At 42.7% G+C, this 25,780-nt stretch carries 22 protein-coding genes; 11 read left to right on the top strand and 11 right to left on the bottom strand.

The features are described 5' to 3' along the window. Nucleotides 1–59: 59 nt before the first annotated feature. The 3 genes from ACO1B7_RS10010 to ACO1B7_RS10020 form a co-directional block, all read right to left on the bottom strand. A complete protein-coding gene (locus ACO1B7_RS10010) occupies nt 60–509 on the bottom strand; it encodes a VOC family protein (protein ID WP_253175292.1) in 450 nt (149 codons plus the stop codon). A gap of 233 nt (nt 510–742) precedes the next feature. Continuing rightward, complete coding sequence (locus tag ACO1B7_RS10015) at nt 743–1,918, bottom strand: thiolase family protein (protein WP_005106139.1); 1,176 nt, start codon at nt 1,916–1,918, stop codon at nt 743–745. 111 nt (nt 1,919–2,029) lie between these two features. After that, a complete protein-coding gene (locus ACO1B7_RS10020; RefSeq protein WP_071850807.1) occupies nt 2,030–2,551 on the bottom strand; it encodes a GspH/FimT family pseudopilin in 522 nt (173 codons plus the stop codon). A gap of 375 nt (nt 2,552–2,926) precedes the next feature. Between ACO1B7_RS10020 and omp38 the strand changes: the two genes are divergently transcribed. Then, nucleotides 2,927–3,976, top strand: coding sequence for an outer membrane protein Omp38 (gene omp38, locus ACO1B7_RS10025; RefSeq protein WP_004645938.1), 1,050 nt, complete (start codon nt 2,927–2,929; stop codon nt 3,974–3,976). A gap of 103 nt (nt 3,977–4,079) precedes the next feature. Next, nucleotides 4,080–4,613 carry a cysteine peptidase family C39 domain-containing protein gene (locus ACO1B7_RS10030; RefSeq protein WP_004645937.1) on the top strand — a complete coding sequence of 178 codons (534 nt, stop codon included), beginning with the start codon at nt 4,080–4,082 and terminating at the stop codon, nt 4,611–4,613. 52 nt (nt 4,614–4,665) lie between these two features. Here the strand turns inward: ACO1B7_RS10030 and ACO1B7_RS10035 are convergent, their stop codons facing one another. The 3 genes from ACO1B7_RS10035 to ACO1B7_RS10045 form a co-directional block, all read right to left on the bottom strand. Then, the gene (locus ACO1B7_RS10035) at nt 4,666–6,129 is read right to left on the bottom strand and encodes an amino acid permease (RefSeq protein ID WP_004645936.1); all 1,464 of its coding nucleotides are present in this window, start codon (nt 6,127–6,129) and stop codon (nt 4,666–4,668) included. Beyond that, nucleotides 6,129–7,163, bottom strand: a complete 1,035-nt coding sequence (locus ACO1B7_RS10040) for a methyltransferase (protein WP_005266021.1) — start codon at nt 7,161–7,163, stop codon at nt 6,129–6,131. Before ACO1B7_RS10040 ends, ACO1B7_RS10035 begins: the two co-directional genes overlap by 1 nt. 66 nt (nt 7,164–7,229) lie before the next feature. Then, nucleotides 7,230–8,600 (bottom strand): uracil-xanthine permease family protein, encoded by a 1,371-nt coding sequence (locus ACO1B7_RS10045; RefSeq protein ID WP_004281715.1) that lies wholly within the window; start codon nt 8,598–8,600, stop codon nt 7,230–7,232. 174 nt (nt 8,601–8,774) lie between these two features. Here ACO1B7_RS10045 and typA point away from each other — a divergent pair, with 174 nt between their 5' ends. Beyond that, a complete protein-coding gene (gene typA / locus ACO1B7_RS10050) occupies nt 8,775–10,613 on the top strand; it encodes a translational GTPase TypA (protein WP_004281716.1) in 1,839 nt (612 codons plus the stop codon). Between the two features lie 176 nt (nt 10,614–10,789). Next, a complete protein-coding gene (gene mscL / locus ACO1B7_RS10055) occupies nt 10,790–11,230 on the top strand; it encodes a large conductance mechanosensitive channel protein MscL (protein WP_004281717.1) in 441 nt (146 codons plus the stop codon). An 82-nt stretch (nt 11,231–11,312) separates the two neighbouring features. Here mscL and ACO1B7_RS10060 read toward each other — a convergent pair whose 3' ends face one another. Continuing rightward, complete coding sequence (locus ACO1B7_RS10060; protein WP_005266020.1) at nt 11,313–11,597, bottom strand: peptidylprolyl isomerase; 285 nt, start codon at nt 11,595–11,597, stop codon at nt 11,313–11,315. After that, entirely contained in the window at nt 11,594–12,454 is an 861-nt protein-coding gene (gene mutM / locus ACO1B7_RS10065) for a bifunctional DNA-formamidopyrimidine glycosylase/DNA-(apurinic or apyrimidinic site) lyase (protein ID WP_423090132.1), read from the bottom strand. The genes ACO1B7_RS10060 and mutM overlap by 4 nt, the downstream gene beginning before the upstream one ends. Nucleotides 12,455–12,853: 399 nt before the next feature. Here mutM and ACO1B7_RS10070 point away from each other — a divergent pair, with 399 nt between their 5' ends. The 3 genes from ACO1B7_RS10070 (at nt 12,854) to ACO1B7_RS10080 (ending at nt 16,305) form a co-directional block, all read left to right on the top strand. Further along, the gene (locus ACO1B7_RS10070) at nt 12,854–14,116 is read left to right on the top strand and encodes a carbohydrate porin (RefSeq protein ID WP_423090133.1); all 1,263 of its coding nucleotides are present in this window, start codon (nt 12,854–12,856) and stop codon (nt 14,114–14,116) included. Nucleotides 14,117–14,208: 92 nt separating this feature from the next. Further along, nucleotides 14,209–15,318, top strand: a complete 1,110-nt coding sequence (locus ACO1B7_RS10075; RefSeq protein ID WP_423090134.1) for an NADH:flavin oxidoreductase/NADH oxidase — start codon at nt 14,209–14,211, stop codon at nt 15,316–15,318. A 60-nt stretch (nt 15,319–15,378) separates the two neighbouring features. Continuing rightward, a complete protein-coding gene (locus ACO1B7_RS10080; protein ID WP_129717581.1) occupies nt 15,379–16,305 on the top strand; it encodes an AEC family transporter in 927 nt (308 codons plus the stop codon). Between the two features lie 81 nt (nt 16,306–16,386). Here the strand turns inward: ACO1B7_RS10080 and ACO1B7_RS10085 are convergent, their stop codons facing one another. Beyond that, nucleotides 16,387–17,184, bottom strand: a complete 798-nt coding sequence (locus tag ACO1B7_RS10085) for a tetratricopeptide repeat protein (protein WP_423090135.1) — start codon at nt 17,182–17,184, stop codon at nt 16,387–16,389. A gap of 263 nt (nt 17,185–17,447) precedes the next feature. On the opposite strand from ACO1B7_RS10085, the gene ACO1B7_RS10090 reads away from it, so the two are divergent. Next, a complete protein-coding gene (locus tag ACO1B7_RS10090) occupies nt 17,448–17,693 on the top strand; it encodes a hypothetical protein (RefSeq protein ID WP_004645929.1) in 246 nt (81 codons plus the stop codon). Nucleotides 17,694–17,755: 62 nt separating this feature from the next. Here the strand turns inward: ACO1B7_RS10090 and ygfZ are convergent, their stop codons facing one another. Both ygfZ and ACO1B7_RS10100 read right to left on the bottom strand, forming a co-directional pair. Beyond that, nucleotides 17,756–18,481, bottom strand: coding sequence for a CAF17-like 4Fe-4S cluster assembly/insertion protein YgfZ (ygfZ, locus tag ACO1B7_RS10095; RefSeq protein WP_004645928.1), 726 nt, complete (start codon nt 18,479–18,481; stop codon nt 17,756–17,758). Nucleotides 18,482–18,595: 114 nt separating this feature from the next. Continuing rightward, nucleotides 18,596–20,728 carry a multicopper oxidase family protein gene (locus ACO1B7_RS10100; RefSeq protein WP_423090136.1) on the bottom strand — a complete coding sequence of 711 codons (2,133 nt, stop codon included), beginning with the start codon at nt 20,726–20,728 and terminating at the stop codon, nt 18,596–18,598. Between the two features lie 514 nt (nt 20,729–21,242). Here ACO1B7_RS10100 and acnD point away from each other — a divergent pair. The 3 genes from acnD (at nt 21,243) to ACO1B7_RS10115 (ending at nt 25,779) form a co-directional block, all read left to right on the top strand. Next, nucleotides 21,243–23,861, top strand: a complete 2,619-nt coding sequence (gene acnD, locus ACO1B7_RS10105) for a Fe/S-dependent 2-methylisocitrate dehydratase AcnD (RefSeq protein WP_423090137.1) — start codon at nt 21,243–21,245, stop codon at nt 23,859–23,861. 152 nt (nt 23,862–24,013) lie between these two features. Next, nucleotides 24,014–24,850 (top strand): hypothetical protein, encoded by an 837-nt coding sequence (locus ACO1B7_RS10110; protein ID WP_423090138.1) that lies wholly within the window; start codon nt 24,014–24,016, stop codon nt 24,848–24,850. Beyond that, nucleotides 24,847–25,779, top strand: a complete 933-nt coding sequence (locus tag ACO1B7_RS10115; protein ID WP_337971653.1) for an IS5-like element IS17 family transposase — start codon at nt 24,847–24,849, stop codon at nt 25,777–25,779. The genes ACO1B7_RS10110 and ACO1B7_RS10115 overlap by 4 nt, the downstream gene beginning before the upstream one ends. The last annotated feature ends 1 nt before the right edge of the window (nt 25,780 follow it).

Genomic DNA, 25,780 nt, shown 5'->3' on the forward strand with positions numbered 1-25,780 from the left:
TTAAGTTGCTGTCAAAAAGCCGGATTGATTCCGGCTTTTTTATATCTTGATAAAAACCTTTAATTTTCTTCAAGTTGACAGTTGATCATCCAGTGAATTCCAAACTGATCGCTAAAGGCAGCATAAAGTGCGCCCCAAAAGGTTCTTTCTAGCGGCATCTCAATTTGACCATTCACCGATAAAGCATCAAATAAGCGTTTAGCTTTATGTTGTTCATGGGCATGCAAATTAATTGAAATATAGTGATTATTCCCTTTATTGAGAGCAGCATTATTTTGCGCACAAAATTGCTCAGTGGTATCAGATCCCATTAACTCCATAAATGCATTAATTGGTAATGATACATGCAGAATAAGATTTTTATCGGTTTCAGAAAGTGTACTGCCTTGTTCAGATGGCATTTCACCATAACGGGTAAGATTTGAAAATTCACCACCAAAAACAGATTTATAAAAATTAAAAGCTGCTTCGGTTTCACCCTGGAAATTAAGATAATGATTGAGTTGCATAGCGCACCTTTGTTGTTGTTTTTATGGTTCTAATTTAACAGGCTTAAACTAAATGTTAAGAATAAAAATATAAAAAAATGTAAGAATAAAAAATCCCTGCATGTGAAGGGATTTAAAATCCCCCTCCTTTGATAAAGGAGGGGTTAGGGGAGGATTATTTTTCAATTATAGCAATGCATCAATCTATCTCTTGCGCAGTAATACTGCTTACCTTTAGTAAAGAGAGACTTCTTTTAAAGTAATTCAATCGCTACAGCAGTCGCTTCACCACCACCGATACAGAGTGCAGCGATGCCTTTCTTGCCACCCGTACGTTTCAGCGCATGAATCAAAGTCAGGATAATACGTGAACCGGTTGAACCCACAGGATGGCCGAGAGCACATGCACCGCCATTGATGTTGACTTTTTCAGGATCTAGCTTGAACTCATCCATTGGGCACATGGTCACCATGGCAAAGGCTTCATTGATTTCCCAAAGGTCGACATCAGAAGCGGCCCATCCAGTTTTATCTAGCACTTTCTGGATTGCACCGACTGGAGCAATAGTAAACTCAGATGGATGTTGCGAATTCGATGCATAGGCAACAATTTTAGCCAAAGGATTCAACCCTTTTGCTGCTGCATTGTCAGCCGAGGTAATTACTAAAGCTGATGCACCATCTGAAATCGAGCTGGCATTAGCCGCCGTAATCGTACCGTCTTTAGCGAAAGCAGGACGCAAAGTTGGAATTTTATCGATGTTGGCATTGAACGGCTGTTCGTCTTTATCAACGACTACATCACCTTTACGGGTTTTAACTGTTACAGGCACGATTTCATCAGCAAAGTAGCCTTCATTGACCGCAGTTTGCGCACGCTTTAATGAGCGAATCGCAAAATCATCCATCTGCTCGCGGGTATAACCTCTGGTATTTGCCATATCTTGGGCAAATGAACCCATCAAGCGACCTGTTTCAGCATCTTCCAAGCCATCCAGAAACATATGGTCCTTGATTTCACCGTGACCCATACGGAAACCGCCACGTGCTTTTGGCAATACATAAGGAGCATTGGTCATGGATTCCATGCCACCTGCAACCACGATATTTGCAGAACCGGCTTTAATCATATCTGCAGCTTGCATGACGGCTTTCATGCCTGAACCACATAATTTATTAATGGTTACAGCGCCAGTAGAATCTGGAAGACCAGCTTGACGCATGGCTTGACGTGCAGGGCCCTGCTTTAAACCTGCCGGAAGGACACAACCCATAATGACTTCTTCAATATCTTCTGGTTGCAGACCCGCACGGGCAATTGCTTCTTTAATGGTGACCGCACCGAGTTCTGGCGCAGTTACACTGGCAAGACTCCCCTGAAAGCCACCCATGGCTGTACGTGCACCATTGACAATTAGGATGTCAGTCATTGTTCTCTCTCCGTATGAGTTTTAATCAATTTTTTCAAACTTAAGCAGTATATTGAAAAAAACTCAGGATTGAAGCGTTAATCGCAGCGAAGCATAAACTGGATAGTTCTGTTAGCAAGACGAGAGACTTTCAATCCTGATATGGCCCATTTTGCTGAGTACAATACGCTGTTGGCTAGAAAGATGGGTAGAACAATAATAGAAACTACCATTTGAACCAATCGGCAAGGCAGTATGCGCTTGATAAGTGACACTCGGTAAACTCAAAGTTCCTCGCCAACTTAGGTTACCGTATTTGAGGTTCAGTGCATCAATATGTAAAATTTGTTCGTCTACATCCACTTGCCTGTTTTTATTTTTATCAATAAAAACCAGCATGTTCTTGTTCCATTGATTGGCTTGGCAACTGAGAGAATCTTGGCTCGGGCAGATTACAATATTTTGATGAAACACTGCAGCCTGGCTGCGTGCATAGCGATTAATTTGAGATAATTTGATCGGAATATTTTTGGCTTCCTGTTTGGATCGATAGTCATGGAAGTACGGTAGGGCGATACTGACGAGAATTGCAATCATTGCAATACAGATAATTAACTCAACAATAGTGAATGCTCTTGTTATTTTTTTATACATAGAGTTACCTGATTTATATATTATTTTTATGAGGAATATGTTATTAATTATGCGTTTTTTATGCTTTGTGGAGCCGAGTAATCAGTCCTTACTTAAGTTTCAAGAAAGTGATTAAAAAATAATTGGCAATCACCATAGGGTATTCAGAATAAAAAATTGAGTAAAAAGTTACCGAATTACAACGGAAATTGTAAGTAATTTTGTCAATAATTTACTTGATTAAATTAATCAAGCACTTGGAAAAATAATAAAGTGTTTGTATGATGCCATGTGAATAGCTTAAGAATAAAACTGGGGTAATAAAAAGCCTATCTCAGGATGGCCTATTGCGGGCTTGAGCTTGAACAACAATTTTTATCTCTGGAGGATAAATCCATGAAAATGAGTCGTATTGCTTTAGCTATGCTTGTAGCTGCACCTTTTGCTGCTGCAAATGCAGGCGTAACTGTTACTCCGTTGATGTTAGGTTATACATTCCAAGACACCCAGCACAACAATAACGGTAATGATGGCGAACTTACTAGTAGTCCTGAATTACAAGACGATTTATTCGTAGGTGCTGCTATTGGTGTTGAATTAACTCCTTGGTTAGGTTTTGAAGCTGAATATAGCCAAGTAAAGGGCGATGTTGACGGTGCTGCTGAAGGTGCAGAATACAAAGGCCAAAATATTGCAGGTAACTTCTACGCAACTTCTGACGTATTTACTGGTAACTATGACAGCAAAGTGAAGCCATACATGCTTCTAGGTGCGGGTCACTACAAATACGAATTTGAAGGTGTGCCACGCGGTACTCGCGGTAATGAAGAAGAAGGTACTCTAGGTAATGCTGGTGTGGGTGCATTCTGGCACATCAACGATGCCTTAGCGCTACGTACTGAAGCTCGTGGTACTTACCACTTTGACGAAAAATTCTGGAACTACACAGCATTAGCTGGTCTTAATGTTGTTCTAGGTGGTCGTCTGAAACCAGCTGCTCCAGTAGTTGAAGTTGCTCCAGTTGAGCCTGTAACTCCAGTTGCTCCAGCGCCACAAGAGTTGACTGAAGACCTGAACATGGAACTTCGTGTGTTCTTTGATACAAACAAATCAAACATCAAAGATCAATACAAACCAGAAATCGCTAAAGTTGCTGAGAAGCTAGTTGAATATCCAAACGCTACTGCTCGTATCGAAGGTCACACTGACAACACTGGTCCACGTGCACTAAACGAACGTTTATCTCTAGCACGTGCTAACTCTGTTAAATCTTCGCTTGTAAATGAATACAATGTTGATGCATCTCGCTTGTCTACTCAAGGTTTCGCTTGGGATCAACCGATTGCTGACAACAACACTAAAGAAGGTCGTGCTATGAACCGTCGTGTATTCGCGACAATCACTGGTAGCCGTACTGTTTTAGCTGAACAACCAGTTGCTCAATAATTCATTATTGAACACTCATTAAAAAGGCAGCTCTTCGGAGCTGCTTTTTTTATGTCTGTATTTTGACTACACTTAGCCTGTTAAGATGTCGTTGAGTAAAAATATGAGTGTCGAAATTCCTGAAGATTTGCAAAATCTGGAAGCCAATAGCGGAATTTTTGCAATATGGATGATTTTTCATCATTATGGCATTGATTTGAATATTCCTGATTTAACTCAGCTCTGTCAACATGACCCTGAAATGGGAAGCTCAAGCATCGCACTTGCAGTTGCTTTAAAGACATTGGGTTTGGATGTCAATTTTTGTACTGAACATGATGCAGATAAACAGCCAATTGAAGTCGATTTCTATCAACAAGCACATCGCTTAAATATTCCTGTTATAGAACAGCCATTGTCTTATGCAGAAATTCAGGAAAATGTAGAAGCAGGCCGTTTTGTGATTGTGTTCTATGACACCTTAGAGGGAGTAGGGAATCATTCCCTGATATATGAAATTGATGAAAATGAAATTAGCTTCTTTGATAGTTTTGAGTCTATGCCTAAAGAGGTATTTGAGCAGCAACGTCGGGTAGACGGAATTTGCCAGCAAGTGATTGTGATTGATGATCGCAATTTCGTGATGCGTCATAGTTAATTCAAGAAATAAAAAATCAGCCCGTAAGCTGATTTTTTTAATGAATAATTTTTTATTCCTGATCAAGTTTCATCGGCTGCACATCCATCTCTTGATAAGAGACCAGTTTGGTTTTTTTCTTCCATTTGTAGCCGAACCAAATCGCTAGGAATAGCGGAATACTGATATAGGTCGATAACACACCCATCCATTGACCGGCCAAAACATCCTGATAGTTCTGTCCGAGAACAACAATCGCACACAGGATAAATGCAAACCAAGGAGCAAAAGGAAAGAATTTAGCGCGATAAGCCAGATCTTCCAGTTTATAACCTTGAGCCAAATAACCTTTGCGGAAGCGGTAATGCGAAATTGCAATCCCGAGCCAGACAATAAAGCCACACATCCCTGACATGTTTAGCAGCCAGTTAAAGACTTCCTGTTCACCAAAGAAAGTAGTCAGGAAGCATAGAGCTGCGATCGCCGTAGTGGCATAGAGTGCATTCATTGGCACACCACGCGGGTCCAGACGCGCAAACATTTTAGGTGCACTGCCTTTACGCGACATATCAAACAGCATACGGGTAGATGAATACATGCCAGAATTACCCGCAGATAGAATAGCGGTCAGGATCACTGCATTCATGATACTGGCGGCAAAGGCAAAACCGGCTTTTTCATACAATAAGGTGAATGGCGAAAGCGCAATATTATCTGTTGCAGCGGCCTGTAATAAACGTGGGTCATTATAGGCAATCAAGGTGCCGATAATGAAAATACACACGATATAAAACAGAAGGATACGCCAGAAAATCTGTTTGATGGCGACCGGAATGGTTTTCTTTGGATCTTTCGATTCACCTGCCGCCACACCGACCATTTCGGTACCCTGGAAAGAGAATCCGGCAATCATCGCCACGCCAATTAATGCCTGGAAACCACCGACAAAGGGTGCATCACCAATGCTCCAGTTGGCAAATGCTTCTGCACCCGGGGTCAGCATGATCTTCACGATCATCCAGATCCCGATGATGATAAAAGCAATGATCGCGAGAACTTTAACCAGAGAAAAGAAAAATTCAGATTCGCCAAAGCCTTTTACCGTCAGGGCATTAATCCCGAAAATAATGGCCAGGAAAATGGCACTCCAGTACACGCCCGGAATATCTGGAAACCAGAATTTCATAATAAACTGAACGGCAACCAGCTCAAAAGCCACGGTAATGGCCCAGTTGTACCAGTAGTTCCAGCCCAGAGCGAAACCAAAACCACCTTCGACATATTTAGTGCCGTAAGTGAAAAATGCACCTGAGGTCGGGTTATGCGTGGCAAGTTCACCTAGACTGGTCATCAAGAAATAAATCATGATACCAATCAGTACATATGCAAGCAGTGCACCGCCTGGTCCCGCGTTGGCAATGGTCGCACCTGAAGCCAGGAATAGACCTGTACCAATTGATCCCCCAATGGCGATCATATTCAGATGACGAGCACCCAGCTTACGCTGCAGCTGCATCGTGTTTTGCGTTTCGCTCATCATGATTCCTTAACATTTTTTTGAGTGCTGGCGAAGAGCACTTTAAAGCCTTGTTGATCTGCTTTTACTGTGCAGCGACCAAAGTTTTGTTCAATCAGGGTCGGGTAGTTCAAGAAACGGTTGGCCACAATCCAAAGCTCACCGCCCGATTTTAAATGACGACGCGAGGTTTTACATAAGGTTTCGCTGGCCGTGTAATCGGTCTCGATTCCCAGATGAAAAGGCGGATTACTGACAATCGCATGCAGGAACAAGGGTGCATCCTCAATGCCTGTAACCGCTTTGATTTCAATTTGTTCAGGAGTAAGCTGATTTTCTTCAAAGGTCATTTGTGTAGAAGCCAGTGCAAAGGCATCAACATCCATGGCAAAAATCCGGTTTTTCGGATTCAACTTTGCCAGATACGCGCTAATCACACCCGCACCACAACCAAAGTCAGCGATTTTACCTGAGGTGACTTGTGACAAATAAGGTAATAGTGTGGCAGTTCCCACATCCAAACGGTTTTGACTAAATACGCCTGGAAGTGCACAAATATTCAGGTCGCCATTTGGTGTCGATACGGTATAGCGCTGTGCCCAGTCTGCAAGTGCTTTTTTCTCGACCGTATGCTCTAGAACCAATTGCCAAAGTTGGCAATGACGTGCGCTGTCAAGTTTGAGTGTTTTACCAAAAGGCTGCAACTGTTTGGCTGCGCGTTCTATCCCGCCTTTCTTTTCACCGACCAGAAAAATACTGCTGCCCGGTTTAAGCTGCGCTGCCACGGTGTGCAGTAAATAATTCAACAGTTCTTTAGACTTGGGTACAAAAATAACCGCCTGATCAAACTCAGCTTCAGGCATCTCTGCACCAAAATGCACATCTGCTTGTTGTGACTGGAAATATTGAAAATCGTTAAAATTCCATGTCCAGACAGCGGGATTGATAGAGGCATCGAATTCAGCGAGCAGATCATCTGTTGGTGCATTAATCAGTAGGATGCGACCCGACAAAAAATCATATTGTCTTAATAAAACTTCGCTTTTAGGATCCATAGGTATCTCTCCAATATAAAGAACACTGCCTAAGCCTGACCTAGACAGTGTTCTTTGGACATGAAATTACTTCTTTGTTTCAGGAAGTACAACATTAAGAATAAGGGCCGCGATACCACCAGTAGCAACGCCTGAGCTAAAGATATTACGGAATAACTCAGGAAGATGCTCAAGAATTTGTGGAACTTGTGCAACACCTAAACCCAGCGCCAGTGAAATCGCAATAATCAGCAGGGCACGACGGTCCAGATGGACACCAGACAGAATGTTAATACCAGATGCTGCGACTGCACCAAACATCACCATCACTGCACCACCCAGTACCGCTTGCGGAACGGCCTGAATAATACCAGCAACTGCAGGCAGCAAACCAAGAATAACCAGCAAAGCAGCAATCCAGATACCGACATAACGACTTGCTACGCCCGTTAACTGGATTACGCCATTATTTTGTGCAAATACGGAACTCGGGAAGGTGTTAAAAATACCGGCAAGGAATGAATTCGCGCCATTTACCAGTACACCGCCTTTAATGCGCTGCATCCATTTTGGACCATCAACTGGCTGGTTGGAAAGCTTTGAAGTCGCAGTGATATCACCAATCGCTTCTAAAGAGGTCACCAGATAGATGAATGCCATCGGAATAAACAGACTCCAGGAGAAGCTTAAACCGAAATGCATTGGGGTTGGAATCTGTACCAGTGGTGCATCTTTCAGACCAGAGAAATCCAGATGGCCCATAAAGCCTGCCAGAACATAACCACAGATCAGGGCGATTAAAATGGCAGAGCTTTTTACCCAGGTAATCCGGATCCGGTTCAGGATAATAATCAACGCCAGGACGGTACAAGACATGATCAGGTTGTCGGCATTGGCAAAAGTTTTATCGCTCATGGCCTGATAACCACCGCCCATGCTGATTAAACCTTCTTTAATTAAGGTTAAACCAATCAGCAGAACCACAATACCGGTGACCAAAGGGGTAATCAGTTTTTTGATCCAAGGCAGAATTTGTGACACGCCCATTTCAATAAATGCACCTGCAATCACCACACCAAAAATAGAAGCCATGACTGCTTCTACAGGTGTGCCTGCAGCCACCATAGCTGAACCAATACCAATAATTGGACCGATGAAGTTAAAGCTGGTTCCTTGGACAATCAGCAGACCGGCACCAAAAGGTCCGACTTTTTTAGACTGTAAAAAAGTCGCGATGCCCGAGATCACCAAGGACATGGATAAAATCATGTTGGTGTCTTCTTTGGAAACACCAAGCGCCAAACAAATCAGCAGACCAGGGGTCACAATCGGGACAATAATTGCCAGTAAGTGCTGGAATGCAGCTAAAAAAGCAATCAGTGGTTTTGGTCGATCTTCCAGACCATATACCAGGTCGAGTTGATCTTTAGAAGGAGGAGATTGATTAAAATCAGACATGTGTCAATGCAAATTAAGGCTGGGTGGCGCTATTCTAATCGAGTTACACGTCTTTACAAAATCAAAAAATCCCCAACGGAGCAAAAAAAGTTGAGGAGTGTGGTTACAGTGACTATAAAAGTTTTGTATTTTTCTGTATAATTTGCCCTCAAATTACATACGCATTGAATTTACATGTCAGATATTAAAACTCTCCGTAACATCGCCATTATTGCGCACGTCGATCATGGTAAAACCACTCTTGTAGACAAACTTTTGCAACAATCAGGTGCTCTCGGTGATCGCGCGGGTGAGATCGAGCGTGTCATGGATTCTGGCGCTATTGAAAGCGAACGTGGTATTACCATTCTTGCAAAAAACACTGCAATCAAATGGTTAGATGAACGTACCAATACTGAATACCGCATTAACATCGTGGACACCCCGGGACACGCCGATTTCGGTGGTGAAGTTGAACGTGTAATGTCGATGGTTGACTGCGTACTTCTTCTTGTAGACTCACAAGAAGGCCCAATGCCACAAACTCGTTTCGTAACGCAAAAAGCGTTCGCACGCGGTTTGAAACCAATCGTGATTATTAACAAAGTCGACAAGCCAAGCGCGCGTCCAGACTGGGTAATTGACCAAGTATTTGATTTGTTCGATAACTTAGGTGCTTCTGACGAACAGTTAGACTTCCCAGTTGTTTATGCTTCAGGCCTTCGTGGTGTTGCTGGTCCTTCTCCAGAAGAACTTGCTGAAGATATGACTCCGTTGTTCCAAACGATCGTAGACATCGTTGAACCACCAGCGGTTGACGTTGACGGTCCATTCCAAATGCAAGTATCTTCACTTGACTATAACAGCTTCGTAGGCGTTATCGGTATTGGTCGTATCCAACGCGGTTCAGTGAAATTAAACACACAAGTAACTGTAATCGATAAAGATGGCAAAACACGTAACGGCCGTATCTTAAAAATCATGGGTTATCATGGTCTAGATCGCGTTGACGTTGAAGAAGCTTCTGCAGGCGATATCGTTTGTGTAACGGGTATCGATGCACTTAACATTTCTGACACCATCTGTGATCCGAAAAATGTTGAAGCTTTACCGCCATTGTCTGTAGATGAACCTACAGTATCGATGACATTCCAGGTAAACAACTCACCGTTTGCTGGTAAAGAAGGTAAGTTCGTAACTTCACGTAATATCCGTGAACGTCTAGACCGCGAATTGATTCACAACGTAGCATTACGTGTTGAAGATACTGACAGTCCAGACCGTTTCAAAGTATCTGGTCGTGGTGAGCTTCACCTTTCAGTTCTGATTGAAAACATGCGTCGCGAAGGCTTCGAAATGGGCGTATCTCGTCCACAAGTAATCATCAAAGAAATTGATGGTGAAAAACAAGAGCCATACGAAAACGTTACTTTTGACGTTGAAGAACAGCATCAAGGCGCTGTAATGGAACAAATGGGTCACCGTAAAGGCGAAATGACCAATATGGAAGTCGACGGTAAAGGCCGTATCCGTATTGAAGCCACTGTTCCTTCACGCGGTCTGATTGGTTTCCGTTCTGAATTCCTGACCATGACTTCTGGTACAGGGATCATGACGTCTAGCTTCTCGCACTACGGTCCAATGAAGCAAGGTACTGTTGCAAAACGTCAAAACGGTGTATTGATTTCTATGGTTCAAGGTACTTGCTTGGGCTATGCACTGTTCACACTTCAAGACCGTGGTCGTCTATTCGCGAAACCACAGTTAGAAGTTTATGAAGGTATGATCATCGGTATTAACTCTCGTTCAGACGACATGACAGTTAACCCGACTAAAGCAAAACAGTTAACGAACGTACGTGCTTCTGGTACTGATGATGCGTTAACGCTGGTTCCTGCGATTGAATATACACTTGAGCAAGCGCTTGAGTTTATTGAAGATGATGAACTAGTAGAAGTAACACCTAAGTCAATCCGTATCCGTAAGCGTTTCTTGACTGAAAACGAACGTAAACGTAACCGTTCAGGTAAATAATCGCTAGATTATTTCGGGTTTTCAAAAACCGTAATTTTTTCGAAGATTACGGTTTTTTATATTTACGTTATGCTTAAATCATAATTTACTAAAACGCATTAAACTAAGTCAAAATTAAAAGTATTTATTCAGGTATAATTTGACCCAAAACTTGAAAATAAAATATGGGAGCAGTTATGAGCATTATTCAAGAATTTAAAGAGTTTGCGATCAAAGGCAACATGATGGATCTGGCGATTGGTGTCATCATCGGTGGCGCTTTTAGCAAGATCATCGATTCATTGGTGAAAGACATTATTATGCCTTTAATTACCGTGATTACCGGTGGTGGCGTCGATTTTACGCAAAAATTCTTTATCTTAGGAAGAAACCCAGACAATTTACAATCTTTAGATGCCTTGACTAAGGCGGGTGTGAATGTACTGACTTACGGTAACTTTTTAACGATTTTAATTAATTTCTTAATCTTGGCCTGGGTCGTATTCTTGTTGGTTAAATTCATGAACCGTTTACGTAAACAAGAAGGCCCAGTCGAGGAAACTCCGACCACCCCAGCCGATATTGAATTGCTGCGTGAAATTCGTGATGAATTGAAAAAGCGTCCACCTCAAGTCTAATTTTTCTAATCCCCCTAAATCCCCTTTATAAAAGGGGAACTTCTCCCTTTAACAAAGGGAGGTAGGGAGGGATTTATAAATATTAAAAATCCATCCGAAACTTGATTTCGACCAAATGAAAACCAAACTGGCTTTTGATCGGGCCATGTAATACACGTTCTGCTGCAGTGAAAACCAGTTTATCAATGACCGGAACCAGTTGACCTTTCTTTACTTCACCTAGCTCACCGCCACGTTTGGCAGAATTACAGGTTGAATACTGTTTGGCGATTTTATTGAAGTCGGCGCCACTTAAAATCTTCTTTTTAAGCTGTTCAGCAGTTTCTCTATCTTTGACCAGAATATGACGCACAATGGCTGTTTTCATGACTTTTTCCCTCGTACAGTTGCCACTTTTTTGACAGGGAGCTGGATCTTTTTCAAAGGTTGGCACTCAGGACAAAAAACTGAAGCGCGTTGTCCCAATTTGATATTTTCAAGCGTGGTCTCGCAGTTCATACACATTTCACCGGCACGACCATAAGCCAGCAAGGTTTGCTGGAAATAGCCATTTTCTCCCATGGCATTGGTGTAGTCTCTTAAGGTTGAACCACCCAGATCAATCGCCTGTTTCAAGATGCGCTTGATTTCCAATACTAGCTTTTCGATCTGAATCAAGCTTAAAGTCGAGGCCGGTTGTGCCGGATGAATCCCCAGATTAAACAGACTTTCGGTCGCATAAATATTGCCTACGCCCACCACCACATGGTTATCCATAATTGCAACTTTGGTGCCAACATTTTTATTCTTCAATTTTTCAAATAAATACTCGGCATTAAAGTTCTCGCTTAAAGGTTCTGGCCCCAACGTGTCAATCAATTTGCTTTGTGATTGTGCATCCAGCCAAAGAATGCAGCCAAAACGGCGAGGATCATGATAACGCAGTTCGATATCTTCAAACTGAATGATTAGATGGTCATGTTTGCGTAATTCTTCATTGCTCTCGCATAGACGGAAACTCCCCGACATGCCTAAATGCCAGAGCATGGTGTCGTGTTCAAACTCCGCCAGAATATATTTAGAACGGCGAGTGAGCTTCAGTAATTTTTGCCCCACCAGCTTTTCTATATTCTCCGGAATAGGCCAGCGCAAACTTGACTGACGTACTTCAACACGTTTTACGCGTTGCTCTAATAAAGGCAATAAACTGGTTTTGGTGGTTTCAACTTCTGGTAATTCAGGCATAACACATCAGTGGCGAGGGAGATGCAGCTAATATTGGGTGAATTGGCCGGGATTGCAAGCGTTAATCTGGGTGAAATCGCTGGAAAATGACTGGGTATTTCATCTTTATTTAAGCTGGAATTGTTTAAAGAATAAACTAGGTTTCTATGTTTTTATAGCGAATCTTCTTAGGAGGAAATCGAATGGAAATTATCAATACATTATAAGCTAATGAAAAATATATAAATAATTTAAGATTGTTAAAATTAAAATTATATTTTTATGTTTAAGGCATAACTAAAAGTTTAATGAGTAATAAAAAAAATGCTGGGAATTTATATGAAAAGTTATGTAAATTCACGCACCTAATAGCAATTTAAAAACCTTGCTTGTTTTTCTCTCCGAATGTTTAGGTTTTACATGAAATATTTAGGTCTAGCTCTATTGCCTTTAATGGCTGTCATGACAACCGCTCAGGCGGAATCTGCATTTGATCCACAAGGTCAGTATTTACTGGGGGACTGGAATGGTCAACGTACAGAACTGGCCCAACAGGGAATTAAATTTGAAGCCAATCTATTAACCGATACTGCTTATCTTGCTGATGGTGGTCGTAATGACGGCGCAGATCCATTAACTTCTGCCCAATTATGGCTGGGTACTCAACTGGATATGGAAAAGCTGGCGGGATGGAATGGTGTCACTGTACGTGCCGTAATGAGTGCACGCCAGGGTCAAAGTACCTCTGTTCGTGACTTGCAGGATCCTAATGCACCACAGCTGGCCAATGTACAAGGCACTTTTGGGCGTGGTAATCAGGATAGCCGTCTGAGCGAGCTGTCTATTGAAAAGAATTATAAAGACCAAGGGCTCAGTATTAAGGCGGGTCGTCTTGGTCTGGGTATGGACTTTAATGTCATGGCTTGTGATTTTGCCAGTACGGCATTTTGTGCTGCACAGATGGGTAAATGGCAGGGCAATATCTGGATGAATACGCCTGTAGCACAATGGGGTGCGCGCGTGAAGCAGCAACTCAATCCTGAACTTGCGGTACAAGTCGGTGTGTATGAGTTTAATCCAGATAATGGTAATGGCGCTAAAGAAGGTCAGGGCTGGAGTCTGGATACCGACCATGCAGATGGCGTGACAATTCCGGCAGAAGTAATCTGGACACCGAAATCATTGGTGAATGGCCTGCCAGGCAGCTACCGTGTCGGCGGGATGTACAATACGGCCGATGATGTTGCCAACCAAAAAGATATTGCCAATCCTACTGATGCCAAAAACCGTACCTTTGCTGGTTGGTTAGCTGTAGAGCAACAGTTAACGTCTACAGGTCAGGGCCGTCAGGGTTTGCATTCATTTGCCAACTTTACTTGGCATGACCGCGATACCAATAAAGTGGATAATTCACAACAAATCGGTGTGAAATATATCGGTCTTGCGGACAGCCAGCCGAATGATATTTTAGGTCTGGCGGTCAATCGTGTACATATTAATGACCGGATCAAGAATCTGAATTTTGATGCGAGTGCAGAATACAATATTGAACTGAACTATAGCTATAACGCAACAAAGTGGCTAATGCTGCGTCCAAACCTGCAATATGTCATTAATCCAGGTTCAAGCAACAATGTGGATGATGCACTGGTACTCGGTTTGACTACACGAATCATCTTCTAAAGTTTGATCGTTCACGTTATAACTAAACAGGCTCTTGGGAGCCTGTTTTTATTTCTAGAGTGAAACTGTGCAATAAAAAGAGGAAATACAGCGTGGCATTACTATTTCAACCTATTCAATTTGGATCACTGCAACTTCAAAATAAAATCGTAATTGCGCCGATGTGTCAGTACTCTGCAACAGAGCAGGGGGAAATTACCTATTGGCACGAGCAGCAATGGGCCAACTATGCCTTATCGGGTGCAGGTTTATGTATTGTCGAAGCGACTGCGGTACAGCCAGAAGGCCGGATCAGTTATGCCGATCTGGGCTTGTGGAATGACGAACAGGCAATGCAGATCAAGACCTTACTGGAAAAACTCAAATCCATTTCCCCGATGCCTTTTGCTATTCAACTCGCACATGCCGGACGTAAAGCCTCAACAGATAAACCATGGGCAGGTAAAGGTCAGTTTAAGCCGGATGAAGCACATGGCTGGCAAACTGTTTCTGCCAGTGATATTCCTTTTCAGGCAGATGAGCATCCACCTAAGGCCTTAAGCCAGTCAGAAATCAAGCAGGTCATTGCTGACTTTGCAGAAAGTGCCAAACGTGCAGTTAATGCCGGTTTTGACCTGATTGAGCTGCATGCAGCGCATGGTTATTTACTACATCAGTTCATGTCACCACTTTCAAATAAACGTGATGATCAGTATGGCGGCTCACTGGAGAACCGGATTCGCCTGACTCTGGAAGTATTACAAGCCATGAAAGCGGCGGTTCCAGAAGGTTATCCGATTGGAGTACGTATTTCGGCCAGCGATTGGATGGATCAGCCAGATAGCTGGACCATTGATTCTTCAATTGAATTGTCCAAAGCACTAGAAGCTGCGGGTGCTGCTTATATTCATATTTCCAGTGCCGGCTTACATGCTAAACAGAACATCGATGTGAAGCCGAATTATCAGGTGCCTTTTGCAGATGCGATCAAGAAAGTCGTGAGTATTCCCGTGATTGCCGTCGGTTTGATTACTGAAGCTAAGCAGGCAGAAGATATTTTGCAAAAAGGTCAAGCTGATGCCATCGCACTGGCTCGTGCCATTCTTTATGATCCACATTGGCCTTGGCATGCAACGGCAGCACTTGAGGAAAAAACCAAAATTTCACCGCAATATCTGCGCTGTGCACCGCATGGTTTGAATCACCTGTTTGAGCCTTTTTAACACTGCTTTAGTCTCAGAAATTCTTATAATGGAATATCACTGGCAAGAGGATACTGCATTATGATTTTTGCGGTCATTGTGCCCATATTTTTATTGTTGGCACTGGGTTATCTGACTGTAAAGAGTCAAGTGTTAAGCAAAGAGCAGGTGGGGACGGTAGGTGCTTTTGTCATTAAAGTGGCCTTGCCTTTGCTGTTCTTTCAGTCCCTTGCCTCCAAAGACCTGCATGAAATCTGGTATTTTGAATACTTTGCCGTGTATAGCAGCGTGACCTTGCTGCTTTATGGCAGCGGTTTCTGGATCATGCGCCGTCATTTTCAGAATACGCATTCGCAAAGTGCAGTGCTGTCGCTGGGCGCTGCAATGTCAAATACCGGCCTGATTGGTACGGCTGTGCTCAGCTTATTGATCGGGCAACAGGCGATGACTTATACCTCTCTAGTGGTCATCATTGAAAGCGTGTTGCTGATTCCGCTGGTGCTGGTCATGGCGGCGTTGGGCACACAACATCAGGCGAATCTTGGCGCCATTCTGAAAAGTGTACTGCTGACTTTGCTAAAGAATCCCTTATTTATGGGGGTAATGCTGGGCATGGCTTGTGCAGTTTTCCAGATTAAAATTCCAGTCTATCTTGATCAGGTCTTTGCCTTGATTGGTCAGACAGCGTCACCATTGGCCCTGTTTGCTATTGGCGGCGGGATCGTGGGAATGAGCCTGAAATATGTCAATCTGCAAAGTTTCTATCTGGTATTTTCCAACAATATCATGATGCCGTTATTGATGTATCTGGGGCTGAGCCAGTTGACGGACTTAAATGAGGAAATGGTCCGTGTCGGTACGCTAATTGCAGCTTTGCCTATGCCAACGATTTTTGGCATGTTGGGACAGGCGTATGGTCTGAATGATCGAACCTTAACGCCATTGTTGATGAGTACCATTGCCGGTTTTATCGTGACCAGTGGCTTAATTGCCTTGTGGTGGGGATAATCTTTTAGAAGATGAATGCTCTGCTATTAAAAAGCCCTCAATTGCATGGGGCTTTTTTATGTTTGAGTTTTATCGGTTCACTTAACTTTTCTTCGCAGGTGCTTTTTGCTGCTCAGCCAGCATTTTGTCTACCGCTGCCAAAGACTCTTTGGCCTGTGGAACATTTTGCTGCGCCAGTGCGGCAAAGATTTTCTTCGCTTCTGGCAGATTTTGCGGAACAATACTGCCATTGGCAAACATATTGCCCACTGCCATCAGCGCCGGAATATAGCCTTTTTTTGCCAGTTCCTGAATGCTGCTTAGGCCTTGCTGAATCGGTTTTTCATCTTTGTTTTTGAAACCGCTGCTGATGTCATATAAGGCTTTGGCATGAATGGCCTGCATATTGCCTTTGCTGATCAGCGGTTGCAGCTTTTGCAGTCCGGCTTTATTTGACGCTGCTGTATTTTCAGAAAACAGCAGTATGGCCAGATCAATGCTGGCATCATCAAATTTGGCTGCTGAAGCGCGTTCCAGATGCTGTTTGGCTTTGGCCAAATCCTGTTTGAGGCCGAGTGTGCCGGCTGCATAGTTTTTACCCAGTACATAATTGGCCACCGGATAGCCTTTGCTGGCTGCCTGCTCGTAAAGCTGAATGGCTTTTTTCTCGTCCTTGGTTGTACCTTGGCCGGTTTGGGTCAAATAGCCTAAGTTATATAAAGCTTGGGCATTTCCCTGACTGGCCAATTGATTCAAAGCGTCATAGGCACCTTTAAAATTATTGGCTTTGACCATGGCCTCAACTTTTTGGAATTGGGGATCGACTTGATCTTTTACGGTATTTGCCAGAGCGAATTGCGCAGAAAGGGCAAGAACTGTAGCGAGTACTAATTTTTTCATGGTTCCTATAACCTTATTATTGCTGGCACCTTATTCCTTGGTGCGATTTTAATCATTTTCACTTACATCATAAAAGGATTTTGTGCTTTGTAAATATACAATTTGTCACTAAATACAAATCATCGAAGCACAATACACCGATTAAATCGATGCATGATTCGGACAGATTTCTGATCAATCCTGCAGATATCAAAAGGATTACTTTGCTTCAGCCGACTTCTCTGTTTAAATCTCGGTTTGAATCAGACTCCCAGGATTTCACCATGTTTGTCAAAACCATTAAACGTCACTATGACAGAATCAATGCTGATGAATCGATTGCCGATGAAGACAAGATTGATGCGCTGCTGATGAAACTTGGTGCAGAGTTTTTGATGAGTCAGGAAGACCGGGTATATGTCTTTCAAAAAGGTGAACTCACGGCAAAGTTTGATGCCAAACATGCGCGAGCCTATCATTTCAAAGACTATGTCGTCAAAGATATGAACAAACTGTTCCACGGTTTCTGAAATTCCAAAATAAAAAAGCCAAGATGAAATTCTTGGCTTTTTTATTTTGGGCGGAACCTGAATTATTGCGGACGCGCCACATCACCACTCAAAGCTTCCGGAAGTTCCAGTACTTCTAGGCCCAATTCGGTCAATGCTTCAGGTTTTGCAACGACTAGCGCTTTATAACCATTCTCAATCGCGATGCTATTGACGATTTCAACATCATTATTCAGTTTGGTCGCAACATCAGGTGCGGCACCTGTGCCTTGAACCAGATGTAACCAGTGTTTTGGCTTGGCTTTAAACCATAAACGTGCAATGACTTCCTGACCCAGATAGCAACCCTTGTCATAGTGAATGCCTTCGCGTTGATGCAAACGTAATTCCTGTGGTTGAAACAGGGTTGCAGTGGCAGCCTGAATCCAGGCCTGACCTGATTCAATGGCTTGCTGTTCCCACATCGTCACATCGGTTTCAGTCGCCACAAAGTCAGTATGAATGCCATTGATGACTGGATAAACTGGACCGACCAATTCCAGTTTCATTTTTGAAAAGGCACCAAATTTTTTAATATGATTGGTCAGTTCCGTAGCCTGATCTTCAGTGCTGACGATTTCAAAGCTTTCCGGACTGATTTTTTTAAGCCACAAGCCAAATTGAATGCGTCCTTTCAGACTGCAGATCGCAGTATAGCGTGTCTGGTTTTCCGCCAAAGTTTCAGTATTCAAAGTCACCTGACCTTGAAGGAATTTTTGTGCATCTACACCATTCAGACTAAACAATGTAAAAGCAGGAGACGCTGCCATAATAAGCCCCGGTTTGAATACTATAAATCAATGCAGTTATTGTGCAGCAAGCATCAAATAGAGGCAAACAAAAAAGCCAACAATCGAAATCATTGGCTTTTAGCGAGCAGATCTTTAGTGATGATGGCTAGCCGGTAATGGCGAATCACAAGGGAATTTGCCTCCACAGACTCGTACGGTTTCCATCATACCCTGATCTTCATGGTCGAGGATATGACAGTGTTGTACGAAGTCACCTTCAAATTTCTTGTAATGGCTTCTGAGAATAAATTTATAGTTAGCTTTTATAAAAAGCGTATCCTTAAATTGTCCTTTCATGCCACGGTATTGCACATCTTCAAGTCCATTTGGATCTGTGACTGGCTCAGATAATGCTTCACTGACATCTTTACCATCAGGATTCAAAATTTTAACAATCTGGAACGGGTTAACATGAATATGGAACGGATGACCGCCAAAATTTTCGGTCGTCAGTTCCCATTCATCAGTCTGTCCAACTTGTAACTGACGGACATATTCGCCCTCCACTGAACCATCTCCATCAAAAAAATCTCCAAAACTCAGTGTATCTCCATCTTTTTTATGTCGGAAGCCAAATTTAAATATGCCAGTTCTAGGGTCGGGGCCGAGCGAAAAAGCACTATATTGTTTTGGTCGGGCAGCAACTATTTTATCAATTTCGGGTGTCATCAATGATGGATGATCACTAAACGCAGAAAGATTAAGCTGAGATAACTGGGTCTGGATGTCTTTGCTTAAACCAATTTTTTGTGCCCGATCTTTCAGGAACTGGGCAGCAGTCTGAGGCTTGGTCTTGGCTGCTTTTACATTGACCCATCCCAGCAGTTGGGCATTGAAGCGATGATTTGGAGCAATTTGAGGACCTACATTCGGTAATGGCGCGTTAATTTCATCATCGATATTCAATTTGGTGTCAAAAATGCAGTATCTATTGGTGGTCGGAAAGGCAACCATTGCATCATGACGATAACCAGGATGGAACACGGACAGGGTTCTGGTCTGTACATGATTCATGGTTAAGCCATCTTGCGCGATGGTATGCACATTCAGGCTATTCAGCTTCTCAAATTCAGCTTTCTTGTCTGCCTCCTGATAGGCTGAACAGGCTTTAATAGTTTGTTCTGCGCTAAACTTACTGGAATTGGGAATTTCCTTAATGATTAGACCAATGGTATCGCGTACACCACCATGAATCATGCGCCAGCGGTTAAACTGATTCTGTTCTGCTTTGATCTCACCTAAAATTTTACCATTGATAGAGGTGTAGTAATTCTGGTTAGTCCAGAAGCCACCAATAGACAGGTCATTATAATTTTCCAGCATGCCTATACCTACACCTTCACAGTTATTGGGAACAGCGAATTTGACATTAGGATCGGGATTGCTACAGCGATATTGGATTTGCTGGAACAACAGGATGTTTTCGTTTGGGTAACTGTTTTTTTCTTTCCATAGAATATCCATATCTCCAGTTGAGGTGACTTTGCCATTTTTGACTTTTGGTGCTCTTGAGCCTTCAACAATCAATGGGCCTGCCATGCCATTCGACACCTGAAGAGCAGTTGAGCCATGCAGATGAGCGTGATACCAGTAAGTCCCTGCGGGATGATTAGGTTCCATTTTGAACTGATAATCAAATTTTTCCTGAGGTTTGAATTTCAAAAAGACATTATCGCTATTGCCTTGAGGACTGACCCAGAAGCCATGGGTATGCAGGTTGGTGGTATTAAAGCAGTGTGGTTCATTTACATTCTCAACATGAGTTGGGCAGGTTGTTTCTGACTCGGGTGGCAGCTGGTTATTCAGGTTAAGCGCCATGGTTTCACCCTGTTTGACCCGAATCTGTGGTCCGACCAGCTGATCCTCGACATATTCACCGGTTTTTTTCTTATCAAATAAACTGGGTTTGGTTAAATAGCCTCTCAGCAGTACCTGATCCCATAATCCGTTTCTAGGGTTATAGAGTTTGCTGGTTTTATAGGCCACGATCAGCTCATATTTGCCCTTGGCACTTTTCGGTAACAGAGGTGGGTTGCTAATTAAGCTGTCTGATGTTGTCGGAATGGGATGTGATGGCTTGGGTGGATGTATTAGGTGTGAGGGATGAGAGGGTTGGGACGGGTTAGAGGGATTTGACGGCGGCGATGGATTTTTTGTTCCATCCCAACCGCGAGCTAAGAGCGTCAAAATGGCGGCTATAGCTCCGAATATTGCGATTTTCAACATTTCAGTTCTGCCTGTTATGGTTATTGTTTTAATGTGAGGATTGCGAATAATGTGACATTCGTCACACTGAGCTTCTGATAGTTTTGGAAAATCTGCTATCCCAAATTAGGGGATTGAAATTTTGCTAAATGCGGCGACAGGACAGGCCTATGAAAACCAGTCAGACTATATTTTTTCATCTTTAAAAAAATGCACATAAAATTAATTATTTATTAATGATATTAGTGGTTTAGAGTAATATTCAAATAAAAAGATAGAGAAATATTTTGCAACATAAGACTAAAGAATAAGGCGAATTATTCAGATTTTTTTAGCAAAAGACCGCTTTAAAGCAAAAATTCTAAAGTCTATGTAACAAATTTTTGCGAAAATACCATTTTTTATAATTAAGTGTTTGAAAAATATAAAATTTGGGAAATGCTATTTGTGCAGCGTACAATGCTGCTATTACAAAAGTAACTCATCGATATCTATTGATGAATAAAAATAGAGATAAACGAGGGCAGGCAAGCTTATGAACAACAACTACCGTAAACCGCTGCAATCCACCCAGCTGGAATATTATGACGTGCGACAGGCCGTAGAAGATATTCAGCCAGGCGCATATGCCAAACTTCCTTATACTTCTAAAGTCCTGGCAGAGCAGTTGGTGCGTCGTTGTGATCCTGCCATTTTGAAACAGTCTTTACGCCAGTTAATTGAGCGTAAACAGGAACATGATTTTCCCTGGTATCCGGCACGTGTAGTGTGTCATGACATCTTGGGGCAAACGGCACTGGTTGACCTTGCCGGTTTACGTGATGCGATTGCCGATCAGGGCGGTGACCCGTCTAAAGTCAATCCGGTAGTACCAACCCAACTGATTGTCGATCATTCACTGGCAGTTGAGTTTGGTGGTTTTGATCCGGATGCCTTTGAGAAAAACCGTGCCATTGAAGACCGTCGTAACGAAGACCGTTTTCATTTTATTGAATGGACCAAAACCGCGTTTGAAAATGTTGATGTGATTCCTGCGGGTAATGGCATCATGCACCAGATCAATCTGGAGAAAATGTCTCCGGTGATTCAAAACCGTGATGGTCTGGCATTCCCGGACACCTGTGTCGGTACAGATTCGCACACGCCTCATACAGATGCATTGGGCGTGATCTCGATTGGTGTTGGCGGCTTGGAAGCGGAAAATGTGATGTTGGGCCGTGCATCGTGGATGCGTCTGCCAGATATTATCGGTGTGGAATTGGTGGGTCAGCGCAAGCCAGGCATTACCGCAACGGACATCGTCTTGGCATTAACCGAATTCCTGCGTAAAGAACGTGTGGTTGGCGCATATTTAGAATTCTTTGGTGAAGGTGCTGACAGCATGTCGGTGGGTGATCGCGCCACGATTTCCAACATGACGCCTGAGTATGGCGCAACGGCTGCGATGTTCTATATCGACCAGAACACCATTGATTATCTGACCTTGACCGGTCGTGAGCCTGAGCAAGTCAAACTGGTCGAAACTTATGCCAAAGAGATCGGGCTTTGGGCATCGGATATGACCCAAGCGGAATATCCACGTGTGCTGCATTTCGATTTATCGACTGTGACACGTAATATCGCTGGCCCATCGAATCCGCATGCACGTGTATCAACCTCTGACCTGAAAGAAAAAGGTATTGCCGGTAATCTAGATGCTGCTCGCGCACAAGAAGCAGAAGGCTTAATGCCAGATGGCGCGGTGATTATCGCGGCGATTACCTCTTGTACCAATACCTCAAACCCACGTAATACGGTGGCAGCCGGTTTGCTGGCGCGTAAGGCCAATGAATTGGGCTTGGTCCGTAAGCCTTGGGTAAAATCTTCTTTTGCACCGGGTTCTAAAGCGGCTGCTTTATATTTGGAAGAAGCAGGCGTACTTAAAGATTTAGAAAAATTGGGCTTTGGTATCGTGGCCTATGCATGCACGACCTGTAACGGCATGTCAGGTGCACTCGATCCAAAGATTCAGCAGGAAATTATCGACCGTGACCTGTATGCAACAGCGGTGCTTTCGGGCAACCGTAACTTCGATGGGCGTATTCATCCATATGCGAAACAGGCGTTCTTGGCATCTCCGCCATTAGTGGTAGCTTATGCGATTGCCGGTACGATTCGTTTTGACATCGAAAAAGATGCTTTAGGTACAGACAAAGACGGCAATCCGATTTATCTAAAAGATATCTGGCCATCGGATGAAGAAATTGATGCACTGGTGAAAGTTGCTGTAAAACCGGAACAATTCAAAAAAATCTATATTCCGATGTTCGATTTGGGTGTGAATGAAAAGGCAACAAGTCCGCTGTATGACTGGCGTCCGCAAAGTACGTATATTCGTCGTCCGCCGTATTGGGAAGGGGCTTTGGCTGCACCGCGTACATTGTCAAATATGCGTCCGCTGGCGATCTTGGGCGACAACATCACCACCGATCATTTGTCACCATCGAATGCCATTGTTTTAGACAGTGCTTCGGGTGAATACCTGAAAAAAATGGGTGTGCCTGAGGAAGACTTTAACTCTTATGCAACGCATCGCGGTGATCACTTGACTACGCAACGTGCAACATTTGCCAACCCGAAACTGTTCAATGAAATGGTCGTGCGTTCTGATGGTACCATCAAGCAGGGTTCGAAAGCACGTGTGGAGCCTGAAGGCGAAGTGATGCGGATGTGGGAAGCGATTGAGATCTACATGAACCGTAAACAACCGTTGATTATTATTGCCGGTAAGGATTATGGTCAGGGTTCTAGCCGTGACTGGGCTGCTAAAGGTGTGCGTCTGGCAGGTGTAGAAGCAATTGTAGCGGAAGGTTTTGAGCGTATTCACCGTACCAATTTGGTCGGTATGGGCGTGTTGCCGCTTGAGTTTAAACTGGGTACAGATCGTAAGACTTTAGGTCTTGATGGTACAGAGCTGTATAGCGTGATTGGTAATATTGCGCCACGTTCGACGTTGACTTTAGTGATTGAGCGTTCAACCGATGATGGTAAGAACCAGATTATTGAAGTTCCAGTCACTTGTCGTCTGGATACTGAAGAAGAAGTACATGTGTATGAAGCGGGTGGGGTATTACAGCGCTTTGCACAGGATTTCTTGGAAGGAAATGTGGCTTGATTTAAGCTACTTCTTTTTAATCCACCCCAACCCTCCTTTAAGAAAGGAGGGAGTTCCCCTCTTTTTAAAAGAGGGGGTAGGGGAGATTAAAGTAATTGAATTTGTTTGAAAAAGATCCTACTGTACATTAAGGTTTTTTTCAGGTTTATATAATGGATACTGATTTATTACATAAGATAGTAATTTACCAAAAATCATATTTCGAAATTATTTACGATTTTTTTATAAAATTTGTTGGAAAAGAACCTAACGAGTTTAATGATTTTGAAGAAGTAGGACTATATTTAAAAGAAACATACTATAACAACAAAAATAATATGGCTTTCCTTTCTTATAAGGAAAAAGTTCGTGAAGAGTTAGAGGAGAACTTAACTAAATTATATAGTTCTGAATCAGCACAAGTATTTAAATCTGCTCAAGATTTAGAATTATTCAAAATAAATTTAGGAGGTTCAAGCAGATTTTTAAAAACACAATTAAATAGTGTTCGAAAATCCTTATTATTAACAGATATAGTTTTGATTCCTGATCCTATTTTACCTTGGATAGAAAAAGAAAGAAGTGAAGAGAAGTTCAAAAATCTGAGGATGATTGAGGCAATATACTTTGTGCTACATCTAAAGGATTTATTAGAGGAAGAGTTTGAAGTTCCTCCATTTTTTATTTTTCCCAGTTGGGAGAAATTATTAGAGGATAAGGATGAGCAAACTAATGAAAATTTACATAGATTATTGTTCGATTTTTTAAATTTCTACTTAAAATCTGAAATTGAAAGTGAGAAGGATTTAATAAGATATTTATCTAAGTACCCAAGTGATTTTATTAGAAACGTGGAAGAAAAAAGACTTTTTATTCCACCTAATGGATTAGAGAGTACTAACCTTAAAGACGCTATTCTTAATTATAAAGAATTTGCTTATGAACATAGAACGGCTTTGTTGCACAAACCTATCTGTAAAGGCTTTTTCAGCGATATAATTTCCAAATGAATAAGCCTACACAGAAAATCTACCGCACAACCAATTGGCCCGCATATAACCGAGCACTCATGAGTCGCGGAAATATTGCCATTTGGTTTGATCCTGCTACGCAATGGTATGCGCCATCAAAAGGCAAACAAGGGCGAAATCAAACCTACTCCGACGCAGCCATCCAATGCTGCTTAATGATTAAATCCTTATTCCGTCTATCTTTACGTATGGTCACTGGCTTTGTGCAAAGTCTGATTAAACTTTGCGGATTAAATTGGACCGCACCAGATTACAGTACGCTTTGTAGAAGACAAAAGCATATTGATATTGCAATCAGCTACCAAAAAAGTAGCGATGGGCTGCATCTACTCGTAGACTCTACAGGCATGAAGTTTCTAGGTGAGGGCGAATGGAAACGCAAGAAACATGGAGCTGAATATCGTCGCCAATGGCGTAAACTACATATTGGTATAGATGCCAAAACCCTACAAATACGCGCTATTCAGCTCACAACCAATAATGTCAGTGATTCACAGGTGCTTGGTGATTTACTTAATCAGATTCCACAAGATGAGCAGATTGACTCTGTTTATAGCGATGGAGCTTATGACACCAAGCAATGCCGTCAGGTTATTGCAGATCGGCAAGCACATGCGGTGATTCCACCTAGAAAAAATGCGAAACCATGGAAAGATACAAAAAGTAGCTCGCTAGAGCGAAATGAATTACTTCGAACAGTTAAACGTTTAGGCAGGACATTATGGAAAAAATGGTCAGGCTATCATCGCCGCAGTTTGGTGGAAACCAAGATGCATTGCATCAAATTATTAGGCGATAAATTAATGGCAAGAAGCTTTCCTAGTCAGGTGAATGAAATTCATGCACGTGTAGCAGTCCTCAACAGATTTACGGAATTAGGTCGACCACTTACCCAAGTTACGCCTTAAA

Source organism: Acinetobacter lwoffii (assembly GCF_049367455.1).
Lineage (GTDB): Bacteria > Pseudomonadota > Gammaproteobacteria > Pseudomonadales > Moraxellaceae > Acinetobacter > Acinetobacter lwoffii_W.